This is a genomic window from Roseovarius aestuariivivens, assembly GCF_004761875.1.
GTDB lineage: Bacteria > Pseudomonadota > Alphaproteobacteria > Rhodobacterales > Rhodobacteraceae > Roseovarius > Roseovarius aestuariivivens.
This window is the reverse complement of record NZ_SJEY01000002.1, coordinates 19,103-39,544: the sequence shown is the minus strand read 5'-3', so window position 1 is coordinate 39,544 and position 20,442 is coordinate 19,103. Positions and strand designations below refer to the sequence as shown.

Genomic DNA, 20,442 nt, shown 5'->3' with positions numbered 1-20,442 from the left:
GGCTCAGCCCCAGCCGTCTGTCCATTCATCCAAGGTGGGGTCAATGCGCCGGCGGCGGAACCGGCGCCAGCGCACGCGGATCGCCCAGAAGGCGGCAAAGAGCAGCGTCAGAAAGATGATGTTGAACCACGGGATGATCGTCACATCGGGCCCCTCGATCGAGCGGACGCTGATCGCGTTGGGAAAGATCGTGAAGAACTCGTTGCGCCAGCCGTAATGCTTGATCGCCACCCAGTTGGGGCTGTCGGCGGTCGAGCGCAGGTCATTCGCCTCGGCCTGAAGATTGGCGGTGTCGAATTTGAAATAAGGCGGCCAGCCCCAGCCGGTATCTTCGTTGCGGTAGACCATCGGTCCGCCCTTGGCGAGGATCGACTGGATGAACTGCACGTCGCGGTTTTGCAGGGTGGCGTTGTTGCCGGTATCCGCCCCGGCCCAGAAAAGCGCATTGTCACCGAAATCCATGCGCTTTTCATATGTATCGGTGATCCGCGCGATATCTGTCTGGGGCAGGGTGTAATGCAGGAAGGCGGCGATCAGGATCCAGACCACGGCCCAGAAGCCCAGCTTGAAATAATACATATCCGATCGCTCCTTTCGCGGCGGCGTCGGTCGAATTTGGGACGCCATGCGGTGTGATCATGTTATCCTGCGTCCAGGACGCAAACACAACCAACAGGAGCCGAGATAATGTGTGATATCTGCGTGATGCAAGCGGTGAAGGACAGGATGCTGTCGCGGCGCCAGTTTTTCGGGGTCAGTGCCGCAGCCGGAGCCGCGGCCGCGGTGGGCTCTTTCAGCGCGCCGCCCGCTCTGGCCGCCGGGCATGGGATGGTCGAGGATCTGACCCATGCCTATGATGAAAGCTTTCCCACCTATTTCGGCGCGCCGGGGATTTCGCGGGAACAAAAGTTCAACTTCGCCGACAATGGCTTCAACCTGCTGGAGCTGAGCGTGAACGAGCATACCGGCACGCATGTGGATGCGCCGCTGCATTTTTCGGCGGACGGCATGTCGGTGGACGAGATCCCGGTGGGCACGCTGGTGGCGCCCCTATGCGTGATCGACATCGCCGCGAAGGCCGAGGAGAACGCCGATGCGCAGGTAACGCCCGAGGATCTCAAGGCCTGGATGGCGAGCCACGGCGATATTCCCGACAATGCCTGCGTGGCGCTGCATTCGGGCTGGGGCGCGAAGACTGGCACGGACGCGTTCCGGGGGTTCGACGGCGAGGTGATGCATTTCCCGGGCTTTCATGTGGAGGCGACGCAGATGCTTCTCGAAGAGACGGGCGCGATGTCGATTGCCTCGGACACGCTGTCGCTTGATCATGGGCCGTCGGCGGATTTTGCGACGCATTACGCGTGGTTGCCCACCGGGCGGTTCGGGATCGAGAACATCGCCAATCTTGACAAGGTGCCGGCCAGTGGGGCCACCGTCGTGATCGGCGCGCCCAAGCACAAGGGCGGCACCGGGGGGCCGGCCCGGATCTTTGCGATGGTGTGAGAGGCTTTCCCGCGCGGACCCAAGGCCGCAGGCCGCCGCGCGATCGCCAGACCGCTCGAACGGGCTGGCGATTGGGTGACGTTTGCGCTTCGATCAGAGGTTTTGCGGAACAGCAGCGATAAAGTGATCTGAACTACTGTCAGGTCGCCATCCCGCGGTCTGGCAATCGCGCGGCTTGGACTTACTTAAGCCCCCACAGCCGTCTGTGGGGGCTCCTTCATTTTACCCGACGACATTCGTCTCCGGGCCGTAGGGATAGCCGGTTATGTCCTCGGCGCCATCGTCGGTGATGATCAGCACGTCATGCTCGCGGTAGCCGCCCGCGCCCGGCTGGCCCTCGGGCAGGGTCAGCATCGGTTCCATCGAGATGACCATGCCGGGCTTGAGCACCGTGTCGATATCCTCGCGCAGCTCGAGCCCCGCCTCGCGGCCATAGTAATGCGAGAGGATGCCGAAGCTGTGGCCGTAGCCGAAGGTGCGGTATTGCAGCAGATCACGCTCCGCCAAGAAGGCGTTGATCTTGTGCGTGACCTCGGCGCAGGTGACGCCCGGTTTCAGCAGCGACATGCCGTATTCGTGGGTGTCCACATTGGCCTGCCAGAGCTTGAGCGAGGCGTCATCGCAGTGGCCGGCGAACATCGTGCGTTCCAGCGCCACGTAATAGCCCGAGACCATCGGGAAGGTGTTGAGCGACAGGATATCGCCCGTCTCCACCTGCCTTGCGGTGACGGGGTTATGCGCGCCGTCGGTGTTGAGCCCGGACTGGAACCAGACCCAGGTGTCGCGGTATTCGGCATCGGGAAAGACGCGGGCGATCTCCAGCTCCATCGCGTCGCGGCCCGCCATGGCGATGTCGATCTCGCGCGCGCCCACTTTTACTGCGTCGCGGATGGCGTAGCCGCCCACATCGGCGATCTTGCAGCATTTGCGGATCATCTCGATCTCAGCGGGGGATTTTTCCATACGCTGGACCATCGCGTCGGCAGCGATGTCAAGGGTCGCGGTAGGCGCAAGGAAGCTGTCGAGTTTAGCCTTCTGCATCAGCGTCAGGTGATCGCCCTCATAGCCGATCTTCGCGCCCTCACCGGTCAGGTGGCGGATCGCGCGCCAGTAATTGTCGCGCGCCCAGTCCGTGTAGGTGATGTTGTCACCGTGACAGCGCCGCCACGGCTGGCCTGCGTCGATCCCCGCCGAGATCGTGACGCTGTCAGTGGCGGTCACGACAAGGCCGTAGGGCCGCCCGAAGGAACAGTACAGAAAGCCCGAGTAATAGGCGATGTTGTGCATCGAACTGAGCACGACGGCGTCAAGGCCGTGTTGCGCCATGATGGCGCGCAGGCCGTTCAGGCGGGCGTCATACTCGGACGCGGCAAAGGGCAGCGGGGCCTTTTCGCCATTGTGGAAGCGGTAGAATTCGGGCCGCGCGGTGGCGGCGGTGATGGGAGCTTGCGCAGTCATTTTCAGACCCTCCTTCGCAAAGAAAGGTCCCGGCGTTCAGGACTGTTGGAAACGGGCCGGTCATAGAGGGCGACGCCATCGCCCGGGCCTTCGGCTTTCTTGGCCTAGTCGGGGCGATCTGGCAAGGTGGTTTGCGACAGGCAAGGCGGGGAAGCGACCATGTGGCGGCAAGGCGCACGAAATCTGATCACCGATGTGAGCGGGCTGCTGGTTGGCAATGCCGACGACGCGCGGCTGAAAAGCGGTGTGAGCGTACTGGTGGGCGCGGCACCGTTCACGGCGGGTGTGCATGTGATGGGCGGCGCGCCGGGGACGCGCGAGACGGATCTTCTGGCGGCCGACAAGCTGGTGGAGGAGGTCGACACGCTGGTGCTGGCGGGCGGCTCGGCCTTCGGGCTGGATGCCGCGTCGGGTGTGGCGGATGCGCTTCGGGCCCAAGGGCGCGGGTTCGCCGTGGGCGACCAGCGCGTTCCCATCGTGCCTGGGGCGATCCTTTTTGATCTGCTGAACGGGGGCGAGAAAGACTGGGGAGAAAACCCTTACAAGAGGCTGGGTGCTGCGGCGCTTGCCGCCCGGTGCGAGGATTTCGCGCTCGGCTCGGCCGGGGCGGGGACGGGCGCGCTGACGGCGGACCTCAAGGGTGGGCTGGGCTCGGCCTCTGTCGTTTTGGAAAGCGGCGCGACGGTGGGCGCGCTGGTGGCGGTGAATGCGGTAGGGTCCGCCGTGGTCGAGGGTGGGCCGCAATTCTGGGCCGGTCCATGGGAAATGGAGGACGAGTTCGGCGGGCAGGGAGTGGGCGCGCGTGTCGGCGCAGGTATGCCCGTGACCAAGCTGGGCCAGCATGAGAGCACGACGATTGGGATCGTGGCGACGGATGCGCGCCTCACTCAGGCGCAGTGCACAAGGCTTGCCACGGCGGCGCATGACGGGTTCGCCCGGGCGCTCTTTCCGTCGCACACGGCAATGGATGGCGATCTGATCTTTGCCGCCGCGACCGGGGAACGCGATACGCCGGATCTGGCCGGTCTGGTGGACCTGGGCCATGCCGCCGCAATCTGCATGGCCCGCGCCGTGGCGCGGGGGGTCTATGAGGCGCGTGCGCAGGAGGGCGATGCGTTGCCCACTTGGCAGGCGCGGTTCGGGCCGCGCTGAAGCACGGCCTACGGAAGGATGTCGGCGACAAGTGCGCTGTCTGGGTCCGCCAGCCCGTCGATCACATCGAAATGATGCGTTCCGGCCTCAAGATGGAGCGGGCAGGACCAGGCCTCGGCCAGCCAGCGGGCCTGATCGAGGAAGGCCGGCAGTTCGTCGGCCCCGACCCAGACGGTGACCGGCACCGGGGGGCGATCCTGCACCAAGGCCGGGCTTTCCGCCGTGGCGTCCTCAATGTCCATGTGGAAAAACTCGGCGTTCATCGACGTTTCGAGCAGCGGGCGCAGGTCGGAGACGGGTGAAATCGGCGTCACGCGGGTAAGACGCGCGCCGGTGGCCTCGGACAGCATGCCGGGCGCGAGCATCCGGGCCACGAGATGTCCGCCCGCCGAATGACCCGCCAGAGCGACGGGGCCGGGCACGTGCGCCGCGATGGCCTCGACCGCGCGGGCGATCTGACGGGTGATGTCGGCGATGCGCACCTCCGGGCAAAGATCGTAGGAGGGCATAGCCACCGACCAGCCGCGCGCCAGAGGCCCGGCGGCCAGATGCGACCAGAAGGAGCGGTCGAATCGCCGCCAGTAGCCGCCATGCACGAAGATCACGACGCCTTGCGACGGGCCTTCGGGCAGGAACAGGTCATAGGCCTGCCGCGCGGTCGGGCCATAGCTGAGCCCCAGCTCGGCGCGGCCTTCCCCGACCAGCTTTTCACGGAAACCGGCCGCTTTTTCGGACCAGCGGGGCGGATAGCCGTCGGCGTCGGGGACGGCGAGGTGATTGGCATAGGCGCGATCCAGCTTCATGCATCTGGTCCTTTCTTATGGTACTGGACAAAGATTGCCTCAGATGGTTTGGCAGCACGAGACGAATAATTGGAGGATCCCATGCTGGATACGACAACCGACCTCAAGTCGCTTCTGAAAGACCCCTCGCTTCTGGCCGAAAAGGCCTATGTCGGCGGAGAGTGGATTGACGGCGAGAGCACATTCCCGGTCACCAACCCCGCGCGCGGCGACGTGATCGCGCATGTGGCCGACCTGAGCCGCGATCAGGTGGCGCAAGCCATCGCCAAGGCCGAAGCGGCGCAGAAGGAGTGGGCCAAGTGGACCGGCAAGGAGCGCGCCGGCGTTCTGCGCAAGTTCTTCGACCTGATGATGGAAAATGCCGACGATCTGGCTACCATCCTGACCGCCGAGCAGGGCAAGCCCCATGCCGAGGCAAAGGGTGAGATCGGCTATGGCGCGGGGTTCATCGAGTTCTTCGCCGAAGAGGCCAAGCGGATCTATGGCGAGATGATCCCGGGCCACCAGCGCGACAAGCGCATCATGGTGATCAAGCAGCCCATCGGTGTGGCCGCCTCGATCACGCCGTGGAATTTCCCCAACGCGATGATCACCCGCAAGGCAGGCCCGGCTCTGGCGGCGGGCTGTGCGTTCGTGGGCCGTCCTGCCGCCGAGACGCCGCTGTCGGCGACCGCGATGGGCGTTTTGGCCGAGCGGGCGGGTATTCCTGCGGGCGTGTTCAACATCGTGACCTCGTCGCGGTCCTCGGATGTGGGCAAGGAGTTCTGCGAGAACCCTGCGGTGCGCAAGCTGACCTTCACCGGTTCAACCGAGGTGGGGCGCATCCTGCTGCGGCAGGCGGCCGACCAGGTGATGAAATGCTCGATGGAGCTGGGCGGCAACGCGCCCTTTATCGTGTTCGACGATGCCGATCTGGATGCGGCCGTGGAAGGCGCGATCCTTTGCAAGTTCCGCAACAACGGGCAGACCTGTGTCTGTGCCAACCGGATCTATGTGCAGGCCGGGGTCTATGACGCTTTCGCCGAAAAGCTGAAAGAGGCTGTCTCCAAGATGAAGATCGGCGACGGGCTTGAGGAAGGCACGCAGCTTGGCCCGCTGATCAATGCGGACGCCATCGAGAAGGTGAAGGAGCATGTGGCCGACGCCAAGGCGAAGGGCGCCGAGGTGATCCTCGGCGATGGGGAGCCGATGGAAGGCCAGGGGCATTTCCTGCCGCCGACGATCCTGACCGGTGTCACGCAGGACATGGTGGTCAGCAAGGACGAAACCTTTGGCCCGCTGGCGCCCTTGTTCAAGTTCGAGGACGTGGATGACGTGATCGCCATGGCGAACGACACGATCTTCGGGCTTGCCAGCTATTTCTACGCCAAGGATCTGAGCCGGGTCTATAAAGTGGCCGAGGCGCTGGAATACGGGATCGTCGGTGTGAACACCGGCATCATCTCGACCGAGGTCGCACCCTTTGGTGGCGTCAAGCAATCTGGCCTTGGCCGCGAGGGCAGCCATCACGGGATCGAGGATTACCTCGAGATGAAATACGTCTGCCTCAGCGTCTGATAGAGGCCGCTTTTCACAAAAAAAGCCCCGCCGATCCGGACGATCGGCGGGGCTTTTTCGTGCCACTTAAGGCATGCGCGCGGGGCTTAGTTCACCGACTGGTGGTCCAGCACGTCCTTGCGGGTCTGGCTGCCGCTCGCAATCTCAATCCGGCGCGGCTTGAGGGCTTCGGGCACTTCGCGCACGAGGTCGATATGCAGCATGCCGTCGGCATGGGTCGCGCCCTCGACGCGGACGTGATCGGCCAGCTGGAACTTGCGCTCGAACGCGCGGGTCGCGATGCCGCGATGCAGATACGTCCGCTCGTTGTCTTCATCGGCTTTCTTGGCCGACACGATCAGCGCGCCTTCGCGGACCTCGACGGTCAGGTCTTCGGCGGCAAAACCTGCGACGGCGATCGAGATGCGATAGGCGTCGTCGGCGGTCTTTTCGATGTTGTAAGGCGGATAGGTCGGGTGATTGACGTCTGCCGACAGGACACGGTCCATCATATCGGCGATCTGGTCAAAACCCACGGTGGCCCGGTAAAGCGGGGCAAGATCAAAGTTTCGCATGGTTATCCTCCGTTGAGCGATACCTGATGTCATGTTGCCTTCCCATGAGGGACAGGCGGAACAGCCCGGCCCGCCACGCGGCGCCGGGGCATAGGAAATGTGGGAAGCGGATTTGCGGGTTTCAAGACCTCTGAAACGCGTTTCGTGCCGGTCAGGGACGGGCGAATTTGGCGCCTGACGCGTTGCCGCCCTGGCCCACGCGCGCCCGTTTGAACCCAGTTGCGCTGCCTGTCTGCGGCATGACGCGCAGATTACGCTTCAGTTCGGCGACGACCTCTGGCAGTTCCATGCCGTAGGCGACGGTTCCGCCGGTTTCCGTCTTGGCGCCGCCCACGACCAGGGACAGGATCCGCGCCCGGCGGCCCGACAATTCGAACACCGGCGCGCCGGAAGATCCGAAGGTCACGTCGCAATCAAAGGAAATCAGACCCCGGCCCTGTCCCAGAACGCCGCATTCGCGTTGCCATGACAGTGCCTCGTCGCGGTCGTGGCCGTAGGAAACCACGCTAACCTTTTGATCGACCGCCGGGCCGCTGTGCAGCGCGAATGGCGCGGCCACCGCTGTCGGTACCGGTATGCTCAATTCCAGCAGGGCGGCGTCGCTGCGCACGTTCTCCGCGCTCATGCCTTCGAAGGGGTCGTAGGCGTCAAGAACGGCCACGCGGCTGACGGATCTTTCGGCGATGCTGACGTTGTCTCGCAGCCCGGCGCGAAAGGTCATGTCGTCGCCGACGTGCAAGGCGCCGCGCGCGTCGTGCACGCAATGCGCGGCGGTCAGCACGAGGTGCGGCGCGATCAGAACGCCGGTGCAAAAGCCGCTATCGCCGATATCGACCCGGCCCACTGCCTCCCACCCGAGAAGCTCGGCCCGGTCGTCGAGACGAAAGAGCGTATCGGTCAGCGCCGGTACCGCGACAAAGCAGGCCATTAGCGTGCCGATCAGGGATTGCAACATTCTGTTCAGGGTCATTGACGTCCAGTCTTTACGAATTTCGCGCCGGTGTCCCGGCGCCCATCGGCGGGAAAGAGGCCATCCCGTTCGACGCGCCTGAAATGCTCGTTCTTGCCTAACAGCGCGCGCATCAGTTTCAGCGGCTCTTCGAGCTGGGTGCCGAGCGATACTTTCTCGCCCTCGATCTCTGCCATCGCGGAGACGACCGAAACGACGCGCGGTATGCCGTCCTTGAATGAAAAGACCGGCGCGCCGGAAGATCCGAAATCGACGTCGCAGGACATCACGAGCACGCCCTGCTGACTGGCCAGAACCTGGCACATCTCCTGCAGCGAGGCGGCTTCGGAGCGGCCCCGCGCATAGCTGACAAGGCCGATCTTGTCGCCCTCTTCGGGCTGGCTATGGGTGACGAAGGGGATCACGCGGCTTTTGGCGATGGGCTGATGCAGCTCCAGAAGCGCCACGTCGTTGCGCACCCGCTCGGCCTGAAGCTGGGTCGAAAAGTCGTAGTGCGGATGCACCACGGCACGCCGGACCCAGCGATAGGCCGAGGCGCGCCCGTTGCGCCAGCCGGCGAGGAATTCCAGCTCGGTGACGTCGATCTGCTCTCCGGACGTGCGGTCAAAGAGGCAATGCGCGGCGGTGAGAACGATGTTCGGCTCAATCAGCGCGCCGGTGCAGAACCCGCGCCCGCCGCCGATATCGATCCGGCCCACGCCTTCCCAGTGGCGACCGGAGTCGCCGGTATCCAGACGTTGTAGTTCCGCGTCCCCGTCCGCTGGCTGCGCCTGAAGCGGGCCGGCGAGGCAGAGCCCCAACAGAATGGCTGTCAGAAGACGATGCAAAATAGACCCCGTTCGATTTGCCGAAGAGGTACCTTTTCATTTAGGCGAAAATAGGGCGCTCAGGCCGCGTTCTTAACCATGGCGCGGGGCTTGGGGCCGCCGGTCGCCCAGTCCAGCAACTCGACCGTGTGGACCACCGGCACACCCGCGCCGGAGCCGAGCTGCATCATGCAGCCGATATTGCCCGTGGCGATCACGTCGGGGGTCTTGTCCATCAGGGTTTTGAGCTTGCGCGACTTGAGTTCCTTCGAGATTTTCGGCTGCATCAGGTTATAGGTGCCGGCCGAGCCGCAGCAGAGATGGCTATCCGCGGGCTCTACCACCTCGAACCCCGCGGATTTCAGCAGGGTCTTGGGATGCGTCTTGATCTGCTGGCCGTGCTGCAGCGAGCATGCGGCGTGATAGGCGACGCGCAGGTCCTTGCCCGCGCCCTCGGGCACGTCGAGCTGCATCAGAAGTTCCGAGACATCCATCGCCCGTTCTGACACCCGCGCGGCGTCGGCGGCCAGCTTGGCATCGGTGCGGAACATGTGGCCGTAATCCTTGACCGTCGTGCCGCAGCCCGAAGTGTTGATCACGATCGCATCGAGCCCTTTGCCGTCCATCTCGCGCGCCCAGGCGCGGATATTCTTGGCGGCGGTGCCGTGGCTTTCGTCGGTTTTGCCCATGTGATGCGTGAGCGCGCCGCAGCAGCCTGCGCCCTCTGCAACGACGACTTCACAGCCGAGGCGCGTCAGCAGGCGGATGGTCGCATCGTTGATATCGGTGTTAAGCGCCTTTTGCGCGCAGCCGGTCATCAGCGCGACGCGCTTTTTCATCTCGCCCTTGGCCGGGAAGGTCTGCGGGTCGTCATTGCGGCTGACAGGCGGAATTTCCTTTGGCGCCATTTCCAGCATCGCGCGCAGCCGTGCGTCGGGCATCAGCCGGGCGAAGGGCCGCCCGATCTTGGCGCCCAGAAGGGCCAGGCGAAAGCGCGTCGGATAGGGCAGGATCCGCGCCAGAACCCAGCGCAGGGCGCGGTCGGTCAGCGGCCTGTCGTAATTTTCTTCGATATATTCCCGTGCATGATCAACAAGATGCATGTAATGCACGCCCGAAGGGCAGGTCGTCATGCAGGCCAGGCAGCTCAGGCAGCGGTCGATATGCTTGACCGTCTTCTCATCCGGCTTGCGCTCGTTTTCCAGCATGTCCTTGATGAGGTAGATCCGACCCCGCGGGCTGTCGAGTTCATCGCCAAGCACCTGATAGGTGGGGCAGGTCGCGGTGCAAAAGCCGCAATGCACGCAGGTGCGCAGGATCTCGTTCGACCGCTGAAAGGCCGGGTCGCGCAATTGGGTTTCGGTAAATTCGGTTTTCATCTTTTGGTCACCATGTCAGCGGCATAAAGCCCGAACCAGGGCAGGGTAGTGCCTACGGCACCCAGCGCGAAAGCCGTGCGATGCAGGGCAAAGGGAAGCGGACGCGCGCGCACGGCCAGCACTGCAAGGGCAAGCACCAGAACCCAGGCCAGCCAGAGCGACCCCAGCGCGGCGAGCCCCGGCAGGACACTGTCGGGATAGGCCGGAACTAGGGCGTAGCGGGCCAGAAGTGCCGCACAGATCATCGCGACGCACAGCGTCCAGAGCGCGGCGAAACGCCCGCGTGAGGATCTGAGCCGGGCCGTCAGCCAGAAAATCGCGGGACCTGCCACGAAGCACAGCAGAAAGGCCGGCAGATAGATCATGCGGCGCGATCCATAAGGCCAGGATTGAACAGGCCCTTGGGATCGAACCGGGCGCGCAGCCCGTCTTGCAGCGCGGCCATGGCGGGGCTGAGCGGCTGAAACGCGCCCGCGCCCGCATCGCCCCGGATCAGGGTCGCATGGCCGGGCGTGTCCTTCATCGCCTCACGGATGGCTGCGCCTTTCGTTCCCTCTGGCACCAGAAGCCAGATCAGCCCGCCGCCCCAGTCATAGATCGCCTCGGCCCCGTCGATCTGCGCTACAAGGCCCGGTGCATCGGATGGCTTGACCGAGATGCGCCAGACATCGCCGGCCGTGTCGTGAAACGGCTCTACGTCCCGGACATAGCGCCAGCCGGCAGTGGTCTTGGCCTCGTCTGTCTCAAGCGTTGCGGCGCCGAAGGGCGCGAGGATCTTTTGCAGCGCCTCCGCGCGATAGGCGACGGAATTTTCGAAGCCCTCGATGCGGATCATCGTGACCGGTGCGTCATCCCGCCCCTTCTGAAGGTGGGCAGCCCCGGTCACCTCGAAGGGCGAGGCCAGCGTGCGCGACAGAGCCTTGACCGCGTCGGCGTCGTCCAGACCCTCCATCAAAAGCACGCCGGTATGCCGCGACTTCGGCAGCACCTTTAGAGAAACCTCTGTCATCACACCAAGCGTGCCGTAGCTGCCCGCCATCAGCTTCACGAGGTCGTAGCCCGTCACGTTCTTCATGACCCGTCCGCCGTTGCGCAGGACCTGTCCCGTGCCGTCGACAAAGCGCACGCCCAGAAGAAAGTCGCGCGCCGCGCCGGTCTGGATACGCCGCGGGCCGGACACGTTCGCGGCGAAGACGCCGCCGATCGTTGGCTCTCCTTTGGTGCCCAGAAGGCCGCGATGGTCCATCGGCTCGAAGGCGAGTCGCTGGCCTTCCTTGGCCAGCGTCTTTTCCACCTTGGCCACGGGCGTGCCGGCCTTCGCCACCAGTGTCAGCGCGCCCGGCTCGTAAAGCTCCACGCCGCTCAGCTTTGACGTCGAAAGGACCGTGCCGTCGCTTTGCTTGCCGATGGGCCGGGTGCCGCCGCCAATGATGCGCATCGGGCCGTTAGCTTGCGCCACCATCTCGGCCAGCTCGGCCTCGGTCTTGGGGGTCAGGGCTTTCATGGGGTCGATACTACTCCGGGCTCCGGGGGGACGCCCCCGCCATCACTCCGCCGCGATCCGGCGCGCGTCGCTCGATTGCAGGGGGAAGACCTTGGCAGGGTTCAGAAGCCAGCCGGGATCGAACACATCCTTCACCGCCATCTGAATCTCCAGATCCGCGGGGTCGTACTGATGCAGCATCAGGTCACGCTTTTCGATGCCCACGCCATGCTCGCCGGTCAGGCAGCCGCCCACCTCGACGCAGAGTTTCAGGATCTCGGCACCAAGCGCCTCGCAGGTCTCAAGCTCTCCGGGTTCGTTGGCGTTGAACAATATAAGCGGATGCATGTTTCCGTCGCCCGCATGGAACACGTTGGCCACGTCCAGCCCGTATTCCTTGGACAGCTCCCCGGTGCGCTTGAGCACATAAGGCAGCTGGCTCACCGGGATCGTGCCGTCGAGGCACATGTAATCATTGATTTTGCCCATCGCGCCGAAGGCCGATTTGCGGCCCAGCCAGATGCGCTTGCTCTCGTCGTCGCTGCTCGACTGCCGTAGGGCAACGGGGTTGTGGCTTTCGGCGATCTCGATGATCGTTTCCAGCTGTTCGTCGATCTCCGCGTCCGAGCCTTCGACCTCAACGATCAGCAGAGCCTCGCAATCGGGGTAACCCGCGCCACAGAAATTCTCGGTCGCGCGGATGCAGGGGCGATCCATGAACTCGATCGCCACGGGCAGCACGCCTGCCTTGATGATATCCGACACGCACTGGCCCGCCACCTCGGAAGAGTCGAAGCCCATCAGCACGGGCCGCGCGCCCTCGGGCTTATGCAGGATGCGCAAGGTGGCTTCGGTCACCACGCCAAGCTGGCCTTCCGAGCCGCAGATCAGCCCGAGGATGTCGAGCCCTTCCGCATCGAGGAACGCCCCGCCGATTTCCGTCACCGTTCCGTCCATCAGCACCATGGTCACGCCGAGCAGATTGTTGGTGGTCACGCCGTATTTCAGACAATGCGCCCCGCCCGAATTCATCGCGATATTGCCCGCGATGGCGCAGGCCAACTGGCTCGACGGGTCGGGCGCATAGAAAAAGCCGTCTTCTTCCACAGCACCCGTGACGCTCAGATTCGTGCGGCCGGTTTGCACCCGGATGAAACGGTTGTCGTAATCGGTTTCCAGCACATCGGTGAGCTTGGCAACGCCGAGGATCACGCTGTCTTCTGTCGGCAGGGCGCCCCCGGCAAGCGAGGTGCCCGCGCCGCGTGGCACCACCGGCACGCCCATCTCGTGGCAGATGCGCAGCGCGTCGGACACTTCCTTGGTGGATGCAGGCAGGACCACGGCCAGCGGCGGGCACTTGTAGGCGGTCAGCCCGTCGCACTCATAGGCGCGGGTTTCGGACGGGTCATGGATGACCGCATCCTTGGGCAGCACCGACTCAAGCTTCTCGATCAGCTTCGCCTTGCGGCTGAGGATCGTGGGATTTGGTACTGGCATTTCCATGGGCGGCTCCTCCCGCGAGATTGGTCAAGGAATATAACCAATTCGACTTTCCGACAAGCGGGCCATGCCGTCGCACCCGGCCCATCCCTCCGGACCGCGCGACACACCTTCGTGACTCCTCTTTCGCGCGGCCATGGTTATACTAACCGACATGACCGGTGTGACGAAACAGTTGATCTTCGGGATCTGCCTTTTGCTGGCGCCCCCGGCGCTTTGCGAAAGCCCGGTGATCGAGGATGTCACGGTCGAAAAGGTCGGCATGGTCTGGAACGTGCATGTGACGATGCGGCATCCCGATACGGGATGGGACCATTTCGCCGATGGCTGGGAGGTTCTGGACAGTGCCGGAAACCGTCTCGGCTTTCGCAAGCTTATGCATCCGCATGTCGAAGAGCAGCCATTCACCCGGTCGCTTAGCGGTGTGGTGATTCCTGATGGCACGCGTGAGATATTCCTGCGCGGACGTTGCTCGGAAGAGGGCTGGGCCGGGCAGAAAACCGCCGTCGCGTTGCGGCCCTGACCGCTAGCGCCGACCCTCGCGGAGCCAGCCGCCCAGAATCAGCGCCGACACCAGCAAAAGCACGACCCACGGCGGCAGCAGATCGGTCTGCGTGACCGACCGTGTTTCATAGGCATTGCGCGGGGTGATCGCGATCCAGCCACGCCCGGCAGCGGGACGTCCCTCGCGGACCTCGCGGACGCGCGGCAGCCCGTCCTCCAGCGCGCGCACACCGCCATTCGTACTGTCGATCAGCGGCGCCAGCGTTTCGGTGTCGGCGATGGTTTCCTCGAACTCGACGGGTGAGGCGGGCCCAAGCCCAATCACCGCCGTGTGAGTGTCGTTGGCCAGCCGGTAAAGCCCGATCTCGGGCCCGTCGTAAAGCGCCTCGAACCGGCCCGGGCTGACCTCGTCGAGCGTAAGCTCGATCTCGTCGCCGGAGGGCGTGGTGACCGTGACCGGTCCGACCTCATCCGACAACGACCGGCGAATGATTCGCATCTGCTGACCGGTAGCCTCGGCCCAAAGCGCCTCTTCCTCCAGCTCGGGCTCTTTCATCATCCAGTGTGCAAGACGGCGCAGCAGTTCCAGCTGCGGCCCGCCGCCCTCGTAGCCGCGGTTCCACAGCCACGCGTGATCCGAGGCCAGAAGCGCCACGCGCCCGTCACCCACGCGGTCGAGCACGAGAAGCGGGCTGTCGTCTGCGCCGGTCATCACCGCATCGCCCGAGGATTGCTCGACCTCGATCTGGCGCAGCCACCGGCCCCATTCTCCGCCGAATTCCTCTTCCAGTCCGGCGGTCACCGGATGACGCTGGCCCAGTTCGGTAATGGCGGGGCGATAGCGTTCCTCGATGACGCGCGCGGTGGGCCGCGCCGGCACGATCTCTTCAAGGGGCGTGCGGTAAATACTGTCGGCAGAGGCGAAATCCGGCCCCGCGGCGATCAGAACCGCGCCGCCGCCCTCGACATATTGCCGGACATTTTCGAGATAGATCGACGGCAGGATGCCGCGCCGCTTGTAGCGGTCGAAGATGATCAGATCGAAATCGTCGATCTTCTCGAGAAAAAGCTCGCGCGTGGGAAAGGCGATAAGCGACAGTTCCCGGACCGGCACGCCGTCCTGTTTTTCGGGTGGGCGCAGGATGGTGAAATGCACGAGGTCCACGGAACTGTCGGACTTCAGCAGGTTGCGCCAGGTCCGCCCGCCCGCATGCGGCTCGCCCGACACCAGCAGCACCGACAGCCGGTCGCGCACGCCGTTGATCTGCACCAGCGCGGTGTTGTTGCGGTCGGTCAGCTCGCCCTCGGCTTCGGGCGTGGAAAACTGCAGCACGTTGCGCCCGCCATGCGACAGGCGGAGCGGCAGGCTGATATCCTCGTTCAAAGGCACATTGAACCGCTGCGGATCCTCTCCGTCGACCGAGACATCGACCGGCACGGTGTCCACGCCCTCAGGTGCGGCGCCGTGGTCGCTGATCCGCAGGGTCATGGTGATCTCTTCGTCGAGAATGGCGAAGGCCGGGGCGTTGTCCACGCTCAGCTTGCGGTCCCAGTCATCCTGCCGCCCGGTATGCAGAAGGTGAAGCGGCGCCGGCAGGGTCGGCGCGCGATCCAGATCATGCAGGCGTCCATCGGACAGAAGGATCGCGCCGGCGATGCGGCCGCGCGGTTCCTCGGCCATGGCCTCGGACAGGGCGGTCATCAGGGCGGTGCCGGTGTTGTCCGCGCCGTCCGGCACGGTCACCCGGCGCAGTTCGGTCGCGCCCATCGCCTCGATCCGGGCGGCCAGCGTGTCGGCGGCGTCGCGCGTGGTCTCGGCGCGGTTCGCAAGCCTTTGGCTGGCGCTGTCGTCCTCGACGAGGAACACGATATCGGACAGCGGTTCGCGGTCTTCCTGCTGATAGGCCGGTCCGAGAAGCGCCCCGAGAATGACCAGCCCCGCCAGGCCGCGCAAGGCCCAGCCCGACAATCCCCGCCAGAGCGCCAGCGCGATGCCGGCCATCAACATGCCCGTCAGCCCGCCGATGAGCCAGAGGTTGAGAAGCGGATCGAAGACGATGCTGGCGGTCATTGGCCCAACCTGTCGAGAAGCGCGGGCACGTGCACCTGGTCGGATTTGTAGTTGCCCGTGAGCACGTGCATGACAAGGTTCACGCCGAAGCGGTAGCTGAGTTCGCGCTGGCGTTCCCCGGCAAAGCCCCGGCCCACCGGGTAGATCGGGTTGCCGCGCGCGTCCATCGCCCAGGCCGCGGCCCAGTCATTGCCGCCGATCACCACCGGGGTGACGTTGTCGTTGAGATTGCGGAAGGGCATGCCTTCCACCTGTTCGGCATCGGGCGGCGCGGCCTCGACCCAGACGGTGCGCCCAGTGTGACGGCCCGGGAAATCCTGCAAAAGGTAGAAGGTGCGGGTCAGCACATGGTCCGCCGGAACAGGCTCCAGCGGTGGAATATCCAGCGGCTCGGCCAGCCGCTGCAGCTTGCGCCCGTTGGGCGAGGCCGCGCCGAATCCTGCGATATCGGCATCGCGCGTGTCGAACAGGATCATGCCCCCCGTCCGCAGATACTCGTTAAGCTTCACATAGGCCTCTCGCGAGGGGATCGGCTGATCAGGGCTGATGGGCCAGTAGAGCATCGGATAGACCGAGATCTCGTCGGTCTCGAGATTGACGCTCGCCGGGTCGGCAGGTTCCACCGAGGTGCGGAAAAAGAGCGTTTCGGACAAGCCCGCCAGCCCGGCGCGGGCCATCTCGTCAAGCTGGGTATCACCCGTCACGACATGCGCCAGCGTCACCTCCGAGGTGGCTTGCAACGCTTTTTCGAGGCCCGCGGCGTCGTCCTGCGCGTCCGCGCCCTGCGGCGCGAAGAGCAGCGCGGCCAGCAGCGCGGCGGTGGTGGCGCGCGCCGGCAAAAGCCGTCCGGAAAGCGCCAGCGACGCCAGGATGTCCGCCATCAGTAGAACCATCGCCGCCGCCAGCAGCCAACCGCCAAGCGGGGCCTCGGGCGGGCGGTCTAGGCCGGTGACAGGCACGCGGGCGGGCCAGCTGGTCGGCTGCAGAACCGTGGTTTCCGTCACCACGTTCAGCGCCAGACGCCGGTCGGGACCCTCGTAGATCCCGGGGCGGAAATCCGGGCCGATCCGGTCCTGTACGAACCGCTCGCCATCCACGCCGGGCAAGGTGCCCGCGTCCTGCAGCGTACCGAACGCATCCAGCACCTGCACCGGCTGCCAGGTGGTGCCCTGAAGCTCTGCCAGATCGGGCAGCGCGACGGCGGAAGAAACGGCCAGCCGTTCGAGCATCTGCACGAAAAGGCCCGAAAGCGGCAGGCTGGACCATTCGGCATTTGCGGTGACGTGGAACAGAACCACTTGTCCCGCCCCGATCCGCTTGCGCGTCACAAGCGGCGTGCCGTCGCTGAGTTGCGCGATCACTCGGTCTGCGAGCGTCGGGTCGGGCTGCGCCATGACCTGCGCCGAAACGGTCACGTCGTTATAGAGGTCGAGCCCGAAAAAGGGGCTGTCTTCGGCGAAGGGGGCCAGCGATTTGGGCTCGCCCCAGCTCATCGCGCCGCCCACGGACCGGCCGCCAGCGCGCAGGCGCACGGGCATCAGGGGATGTTCAGACGAGCGCGACACGTCCGAGGCCGCCAGCCGCGGCCCGGCAAAGCGCAAGAGCATGCCGCCTCCCTCGGTCCACTCAAGAAGCGCCTCTTCCTCGGCGCCCGAGAGCGTGGCGACATCGGCCAGAACGATCACGTCGGGATTGGCGGGCAGGATATCCATCAAGGCGCCATCGAGAATATCTGCGGAGGGTTCCAGCGCCTGTTCGAGATAATGCAGCGGCGACAGCAGCTCGAGCCCCTCGCGGTCCTCGCGGCCCGCCAGAAGCGCGATCTCGCGACGGCGCAGACTGTCATCGGTGAGCGTCACCGCGCCGGCGTGGCGCTGGCCGGCGATCTCGAACCGGGTCAGCCGCGCGCGCAGCTCGGCAGGCAGGGACAAAAGGCCCGTAGCCTCGACCGCGTCTGTTTCGAAGGTGAGGGGCAGCGTCGCCAGAAGCCGCAACACGCCCGACGGGTCGCGGCCATGCGCCTCGATCGTGATCTCGCGGGCGGTTCCGTTGCGGGCGCGCAGCGCCGAAAGGCGCAGATCGCCGTCCTCGACCACCGCAGGGCGCAGCGCGATGACCGGCACCGCGCTTTCGTGCACCGTGACGGGGCCGCGCGCCTCCAGCGCGGACAAAAGCGTGTCGCGCCCGTCGCGCGCCAGTCCGTCCGAGAACCAGCGCGTTTCGAACCTGTCGTCCCCAAGCATGCCGGCCGCCTCGGCCATGTCGGTCGCCGTGGGCGGCCAGGGGCTGGGGTCCAGCCCCGAGAGCTGACTGCGCAGCGTTTCGGCGGCCTGGAAAACCGGCGGCTCGGGATCGGTCAGGCGCAACACGCCGACGGGCCGGACGTCGCGCCCTGCCTCGGCCAGCATCGCGTCCAGAAGATCGGCCTTGGCGGGCCAGTCGCGGGCGGCGGCCCAACTTGCGTCCAGCACCAGAAGCATCGGCCCGCTGCGGGTCGTCTCGCCCTCGTCGCGCGGGTTCAGGACCGGGCCCGCAAGACCCACGATCACCGCCGCCACCGCCAGCATCCGCAACAGCAAAAGCCACCACGGCGTGCGGTCCGTCACCGTATCGTCGTCGCGCAGGCCAAGCAGAAGCGCCACACCCGGAAAGCGCCGCCGGATCGGTGCGGGCGGCACGGCGCGCAGGATCAGCCACAGGATCGGCAACGCGGCCAGCGCAACCAGAAGCCACGGCGCGGCGAATCCGATGGGGCCAAGCGTCATCGTCCGCGCCCCCCGTCAATGGCGTTGTAAAGCCACAGAAGCGCCGATTGCGCGCTCTGGTTCGTATGGTGCTGGCCATAGCGCCAGCCGGTCGCGGCGCAGAGCCGCGCCAGTTCGTCCTTGCGCTCGGCAAGGCGCGCCAGATACCGGTCGCGCAACTCGGAGGCTTTCAGCGTTTCATGCGCCAGCGTGCCGCCCATGCTCTCGAAAATGGTGCGCCCGCGATAGGGAAAGCTCTCCTCCGCCGGGTCCAGCACCTGCATCAGAATGCCCTGCACACCCCTGTCGGCGGCGGCGGTCAGCGCGCCCTTCACCGGATCGAGATCGCCAAGGAAATCCGACAGGAAGACCGCGCGCCCGTGGCTGGGCATGCCCGCCGTTTCGGGCGCGCCGTAATCCTCGTCCCGATCCAGCGTCAGCGCCTGTGCCAGCCGCTGGATCTGCGCCTCGCCCCGGCGCGGCGGCACACCCGAGCCCGAGAGCCCGATGCGTTCGCCCGCGCGGTTGAGCAGGATCGCCGCCGCCAGCGCCAGTAGGCGCGCACGGTCGGCCTTTTCCGGGATCAGCGGGTCGGAGCTGAACCGCATCGAGGCCGCTCCATCGACCCAGAGCGTCACGCTTTGCGCGATTTGCCATTCCCGTTGCCGCAGGAACTGTGCGTCCGAGCGCGCCGAGCGGCGCCAGTCGATCTGACGAAGCTCATCGCCCGCCTGCACAGGCCGGTACTGCCAGAAATCGTCGCCCATGCCGGGCCGACGGCGCCCGTGTTCGCCCAAAAGAACTGTCCCCGCCAGATGCTCTGCCCGCGCCAGAAGCGCGGGAAAGCGCGCGGCTTCGGTCTCGGACCGGGCGCGCAGGGGGGCGATGTGGGCTTGGCTCATGCAGCGCTCGCGGTGCTCGTGACGCCAGCGGCCACATCGGCGATCAGCGTATTGAGGTCATCGCCCCGCGCCCGCGCGGCGAAGTTGAGCGCCATGCGGTGCACCAGCACCGGCTGCGCCATCGCGGCAACGTCGTCCGCGTCGGGCGCCAGCCGGCCCTGCAGCATCGCGCGCGCCCGCACCGTCAGCATCAGCGCCTGTGCGGCGCGGGGGCCGGGCCCCCAGGCCACGGCCTCGCGCACCCGGTCTGGTGCGCTCGGGTCCTCGGGGCGGAAGGCGCGGACAAGGTCGATGATCCGTTCCATCACGGCCTCGCCCACGGGCATGCGCCGCAACAGCGTCTGCGCCTCCATCAGTTCGGCGGGAGTGAAGACCTCGTGCGATTCTTCCTCGGCGACACCGGTGGTGGCCAGCAGGATCGCCCGCTCGGTGTCGCGGTCTGGGTAAGGCACGTCGATCTGCACGAGGAACCGGTCAAGCTGCGCCTCGGGCAGGGGATAGGTGCCCTCCTGCTCGATCGGGTTCTGCGTGGCCAGCACGTGAAACGGCGGATGAAGCGGGCGATCCTCGCCCGCGACAGAGACCTTGCGTTCCTGCATCGCCTGCAGCAGCGCGGATTGCGTGCGCGGGCTGGCGCGGTTGATTTCGTCGGCCATCAGAAGCTGACAGAAGATCGGGCCGGGGATGAACTTGAAGGCCCGCGTGCCGTCGCTCCCGGTTTCCAGCACTTCCGAGCCGAGGATATCGGCAGGCATCAGGTCCGGCGTGAACTGCACCCGATTCGAGGCCAGCCCCATCACGGTGGCCAGCGTTTCCACCAGTCGAGTCTTGCCCAGACCCGGCAGGCCGATCAAAAGGCCGTGCCCGCCGCATAGCAACGCCGACAGCGCCAGGTCCACGACCCGTTCCTGCCCGATAAACCGCCGCGTGATCGACGCGCGCGCCTGCGCCAGCTTGTCCTCGAGGGCCTCGATCCCGGCCAGCAGGTCGGCGGTGTCATCCATGGCAAAAGCTCCGTTGTCGGCTATATCTATCGGTGAATGTACAGCGCAGGAT

At 65.6% G+C, this 20,442-nt stretch carries 18 protein-coding genes; 4 read left to right on the top strand and 14 right to left on the bottom strand.

What is annotated here, in order from left to right; translation table 11 throughout:
* Positions 1-3: 3 nt before the first annotated feature.
* Entirely contained in the window at positions 4-579 is a 576-nt protein-coding gene (locus tag EZV60_RS03680) for a DUF1523 family protein (protein WP_135502286.1), read from the bottom strand.
* 108 nt (positions 580-687) lie between these two features.
* Between EZV60_RS03680 and EZV60_RS03675 the strand changes: the two genes are divergently transcribed.
* Positions 688-1,503: a cyclase family protein gene (locus EZV60_RS03675; protein ID WP_135502284.1), complete on the top strand. Its 816-nt coding sequence runs from the start codon at positions 688-690 to the stop codon at positions 1,501-1,503.
* Positions 1,504-1,725: 222 nt separating this feature from the next.
* Here EZV60_RS03675 and EZV60_RS03670 read toward each other — a convergent pair whose 3' ends face one another.
* A complete protein-coding gene (locus EZV60_RS03670) occupies positions 1,726-2,961 on the bottom strand; it encodes an aminopeptidase P family protein (protein ID WP_135502282.1) in 1,236 nt (411 codons plus the stop codon).
* Between the two features lie 159 nt (positions 2,962-3,120).
* Here EZV60_RS03670 and EZV60_RS03665 point away from each other — a divergent pair, with 159 nt between their 5' ends.
* Entirely contained in the window at positions 3,121-4,113 is a 993-nt protein-coding gene (locus EZV60_RS03665) for a P1 family peptidase (protein ID WP_135502280.1), read from the top strand.
* A gap of 8 nt (positions 4,114-4,121) precedes the next feature.
* Here EZV60_RS03665 and EZV60_RS03660 read toward each other — a convergent pair whose 3' ends face one another.
* On the bottom strand, positions 4,122-4,916 hold the full coding sequence (locus EZV60_RS03660; RefSeq protein ID WP_135502278.1) for an alpha/beta hydrolase: 795 nt from the start codon (positions 4,914-4,916) through the stop codon (positions 4,122-4,124).
* A gap of 81 nt (positions 4,917-4,997) precedes the next feature.
* Here EZV60_RS03660 and EZV60_RS03655 point away from each other — a divergent pair, with 81 nt between their 5' ends.
* Positions 4,998-6,473: an NAD-dependent succinate-semialdehyde dehydrogenase gene (locus EZV60_RS03655; protein WP_135502276.1), complete on the top strand. Its 1,476-nt coding sequence runs from the start codon at positions 4,998-5,000 to the stop codon at positions 6,471-6,473.
* 86 nt (positions 6,474-6,559) lie between these two features.
* On the opposite strand, the gene EZV60_RS03650 is transcribed toward EZV60_RS03655, so the two are convergent.
* From EZV60_RS03650 to EZV60_RS03620, 7 genes are all read right to left on the bottom strand, one after another.
* Positions 6,560-7,027 (bottom strand): Hsp20 family protein, encoded by a 468-nt coding sequence (locus EZV60_RS03650; RefSeq protein WP_135502274.1) that lies wholly within the window; start codon positions 7,025-7,027, stop codon positions 6,560-6,562.
* Positions 7,028-7,178: 151 nt separating this feature from the next.
* The gene (locus EZV60_RS03645) at positions 7,179-7,997 is read right to left on the bottom strand and encodes a trypsin-like serine peptidase (protein ID WP_245306198.1); all 819 of its coding nucleotides are present in this window, start codon (positions 7,995-7,997) and stop codon (positions 7,179-7,181) included.
* Positions 7,994-8,824 carry a trypsin-like serine peptidase gene (locus tag EZV60_RS03640; protein WP_135502272.1) on the bottom strand — a complete coding sequence of 277 codons (831 nt, stop codon included), beginning with the start codon at positions 8,822-8,824 and terminating at the stop codon, positions 7,994-7,996. Before EZV60_RS03640 ends, EZV60_RS03645 begins: the two co-directional genes overlap by 4 nt.
* Positions 8,825-8,883: 59 nt before the next feature.
* Positions 8,884-10,182, bottom strand: coding sequence for a glycolate oxidase subunit GlcF (gene glcF / locus EZV60_RS03635; protein ID WP_135502270.1), 1,299 nt, complete (start codon positions 10,180-10,182; stop codon positions 8,884-8,886).
* Positions 10,179-10,547 (bottom strand): hypothetical protein, encoded by a 369-nt coding sequence (locus tag EZV60_RS03630; RefSeq protein ID WP_135502269.1) that lies wholly within the window; start codon positions 10,545-10,547, stop codon positions 10,179-10,181. Before EZV60_RS03630 ends, glcF begins: the two co-directional genes overlap by 4 nt.
* Positions 10,544-11,677 carry a glycolate oxidase subunit GlcE gene (gene glcE, locus EZV60_RS03625; RefSeq protein ID WP_135502966.1) on the bottom strand — a complete coding sequence of 378 codons (1,134 nt, stop codon included), beginning with the start codon at positions 11,675-11,677 and terminating at the stop codon, positions 10,544-10,546. The genes EZV60_RS03630 and glcE overlap by 4 nt, the downstream gene beginning before the upstream one ends.
* Positions 11,678-11,728: 51 nt before the next feature.
* Complete coding sequence (locus tag EZV60_RS03620; protein ID WP_135502267.1) at positions 11,729-13,168, bottom strand: FAD-linked oxidase C-terminal domain-containing protein; 1,440 nt, start codon at positions 13,166-13,168, stop codon at positions 11,729-11,731.
* Between the two features lie 133 nt (positions 13,169-13,301).
* Between EZV60_RS03620 and EZV60_RS03615 the strand changes: the two genes are divergently transcribed.
* A complete protein-coding gene (locus EZV60_RS03615) occupies positions 13,302-13,688 on the top strand; it encodes a hypothetical protein (RefSeq protein WP_245306197.1) in 387 nt (128 codons plus the stop codon).
* 3 nt (positions 13,689-13,691) lie between these two features.
* Here EZV60_RS03615 and EZV60_RS03610 read toward each other — a convergent pair whose 3' ends face one another.
* Genes EZV60_RS03610 through EZV60_RS03595 form a run of 4 tightly spaced genes read right to left on the bottom strand, consistent with a single transcriptional unit; the run spans position 13,692 to position 20,390 of the window.
* Positions 13,692-15,740 carry a DUF7408 domain-containing protein gene (locus EZV60_RS03610; protein WP_135502265.1) on the bottom strand — a complete coding sequence of 683 codons (2,049 nt, stop codon included), beginning with the start codon at positions 15,738-15,740 and terminating at the stop codon, positions 13,692-13,694.
* Positions 15,737-18,505, bottom strand: a complete 2,769-nt coding sequence (locus tag EZV60_RS03605; protein ID WP_135502263.1) for a DUF4159 domain-containing protein — start codon at positions 18,503-18,505, stop codon at positions 15,737-15,739. The genes EZV60_RS03610 and EZV60_RS03605 overlap by 4 nt, the downstream gene beginning before the upstream one ends.
* Complete coding sequence (locus EZV60_RS03600) at positions 18,502-19,386, bottom strand: DUF58 domain-containing protein (protein WP_135502261.1); 885 nt, start codon at positions 19,384-19,386, stop codon at positions 18,502-18,504. Before EZV60_RS03600 ends, EZV60_RS03605 begins: the two co-directional genes overlap by 4 nt.
* Complete coding sequence (locus tag EZV60_RS03595) at positions 19,383-20,390, bottom strand: AAA family ATPase (protein ID WP_135502259.1); 1,008 nt, start codon at positions 20,388-20,390, stop codon at positions 19,383-19,385. The genes EZV60_RS03600 and EZV60_RS03595 overlap by 4 nt, the downstream gene beginning before the upstream one ends.
* Positions 20,391-20,442: the final 52 nt, after the last annotated feature.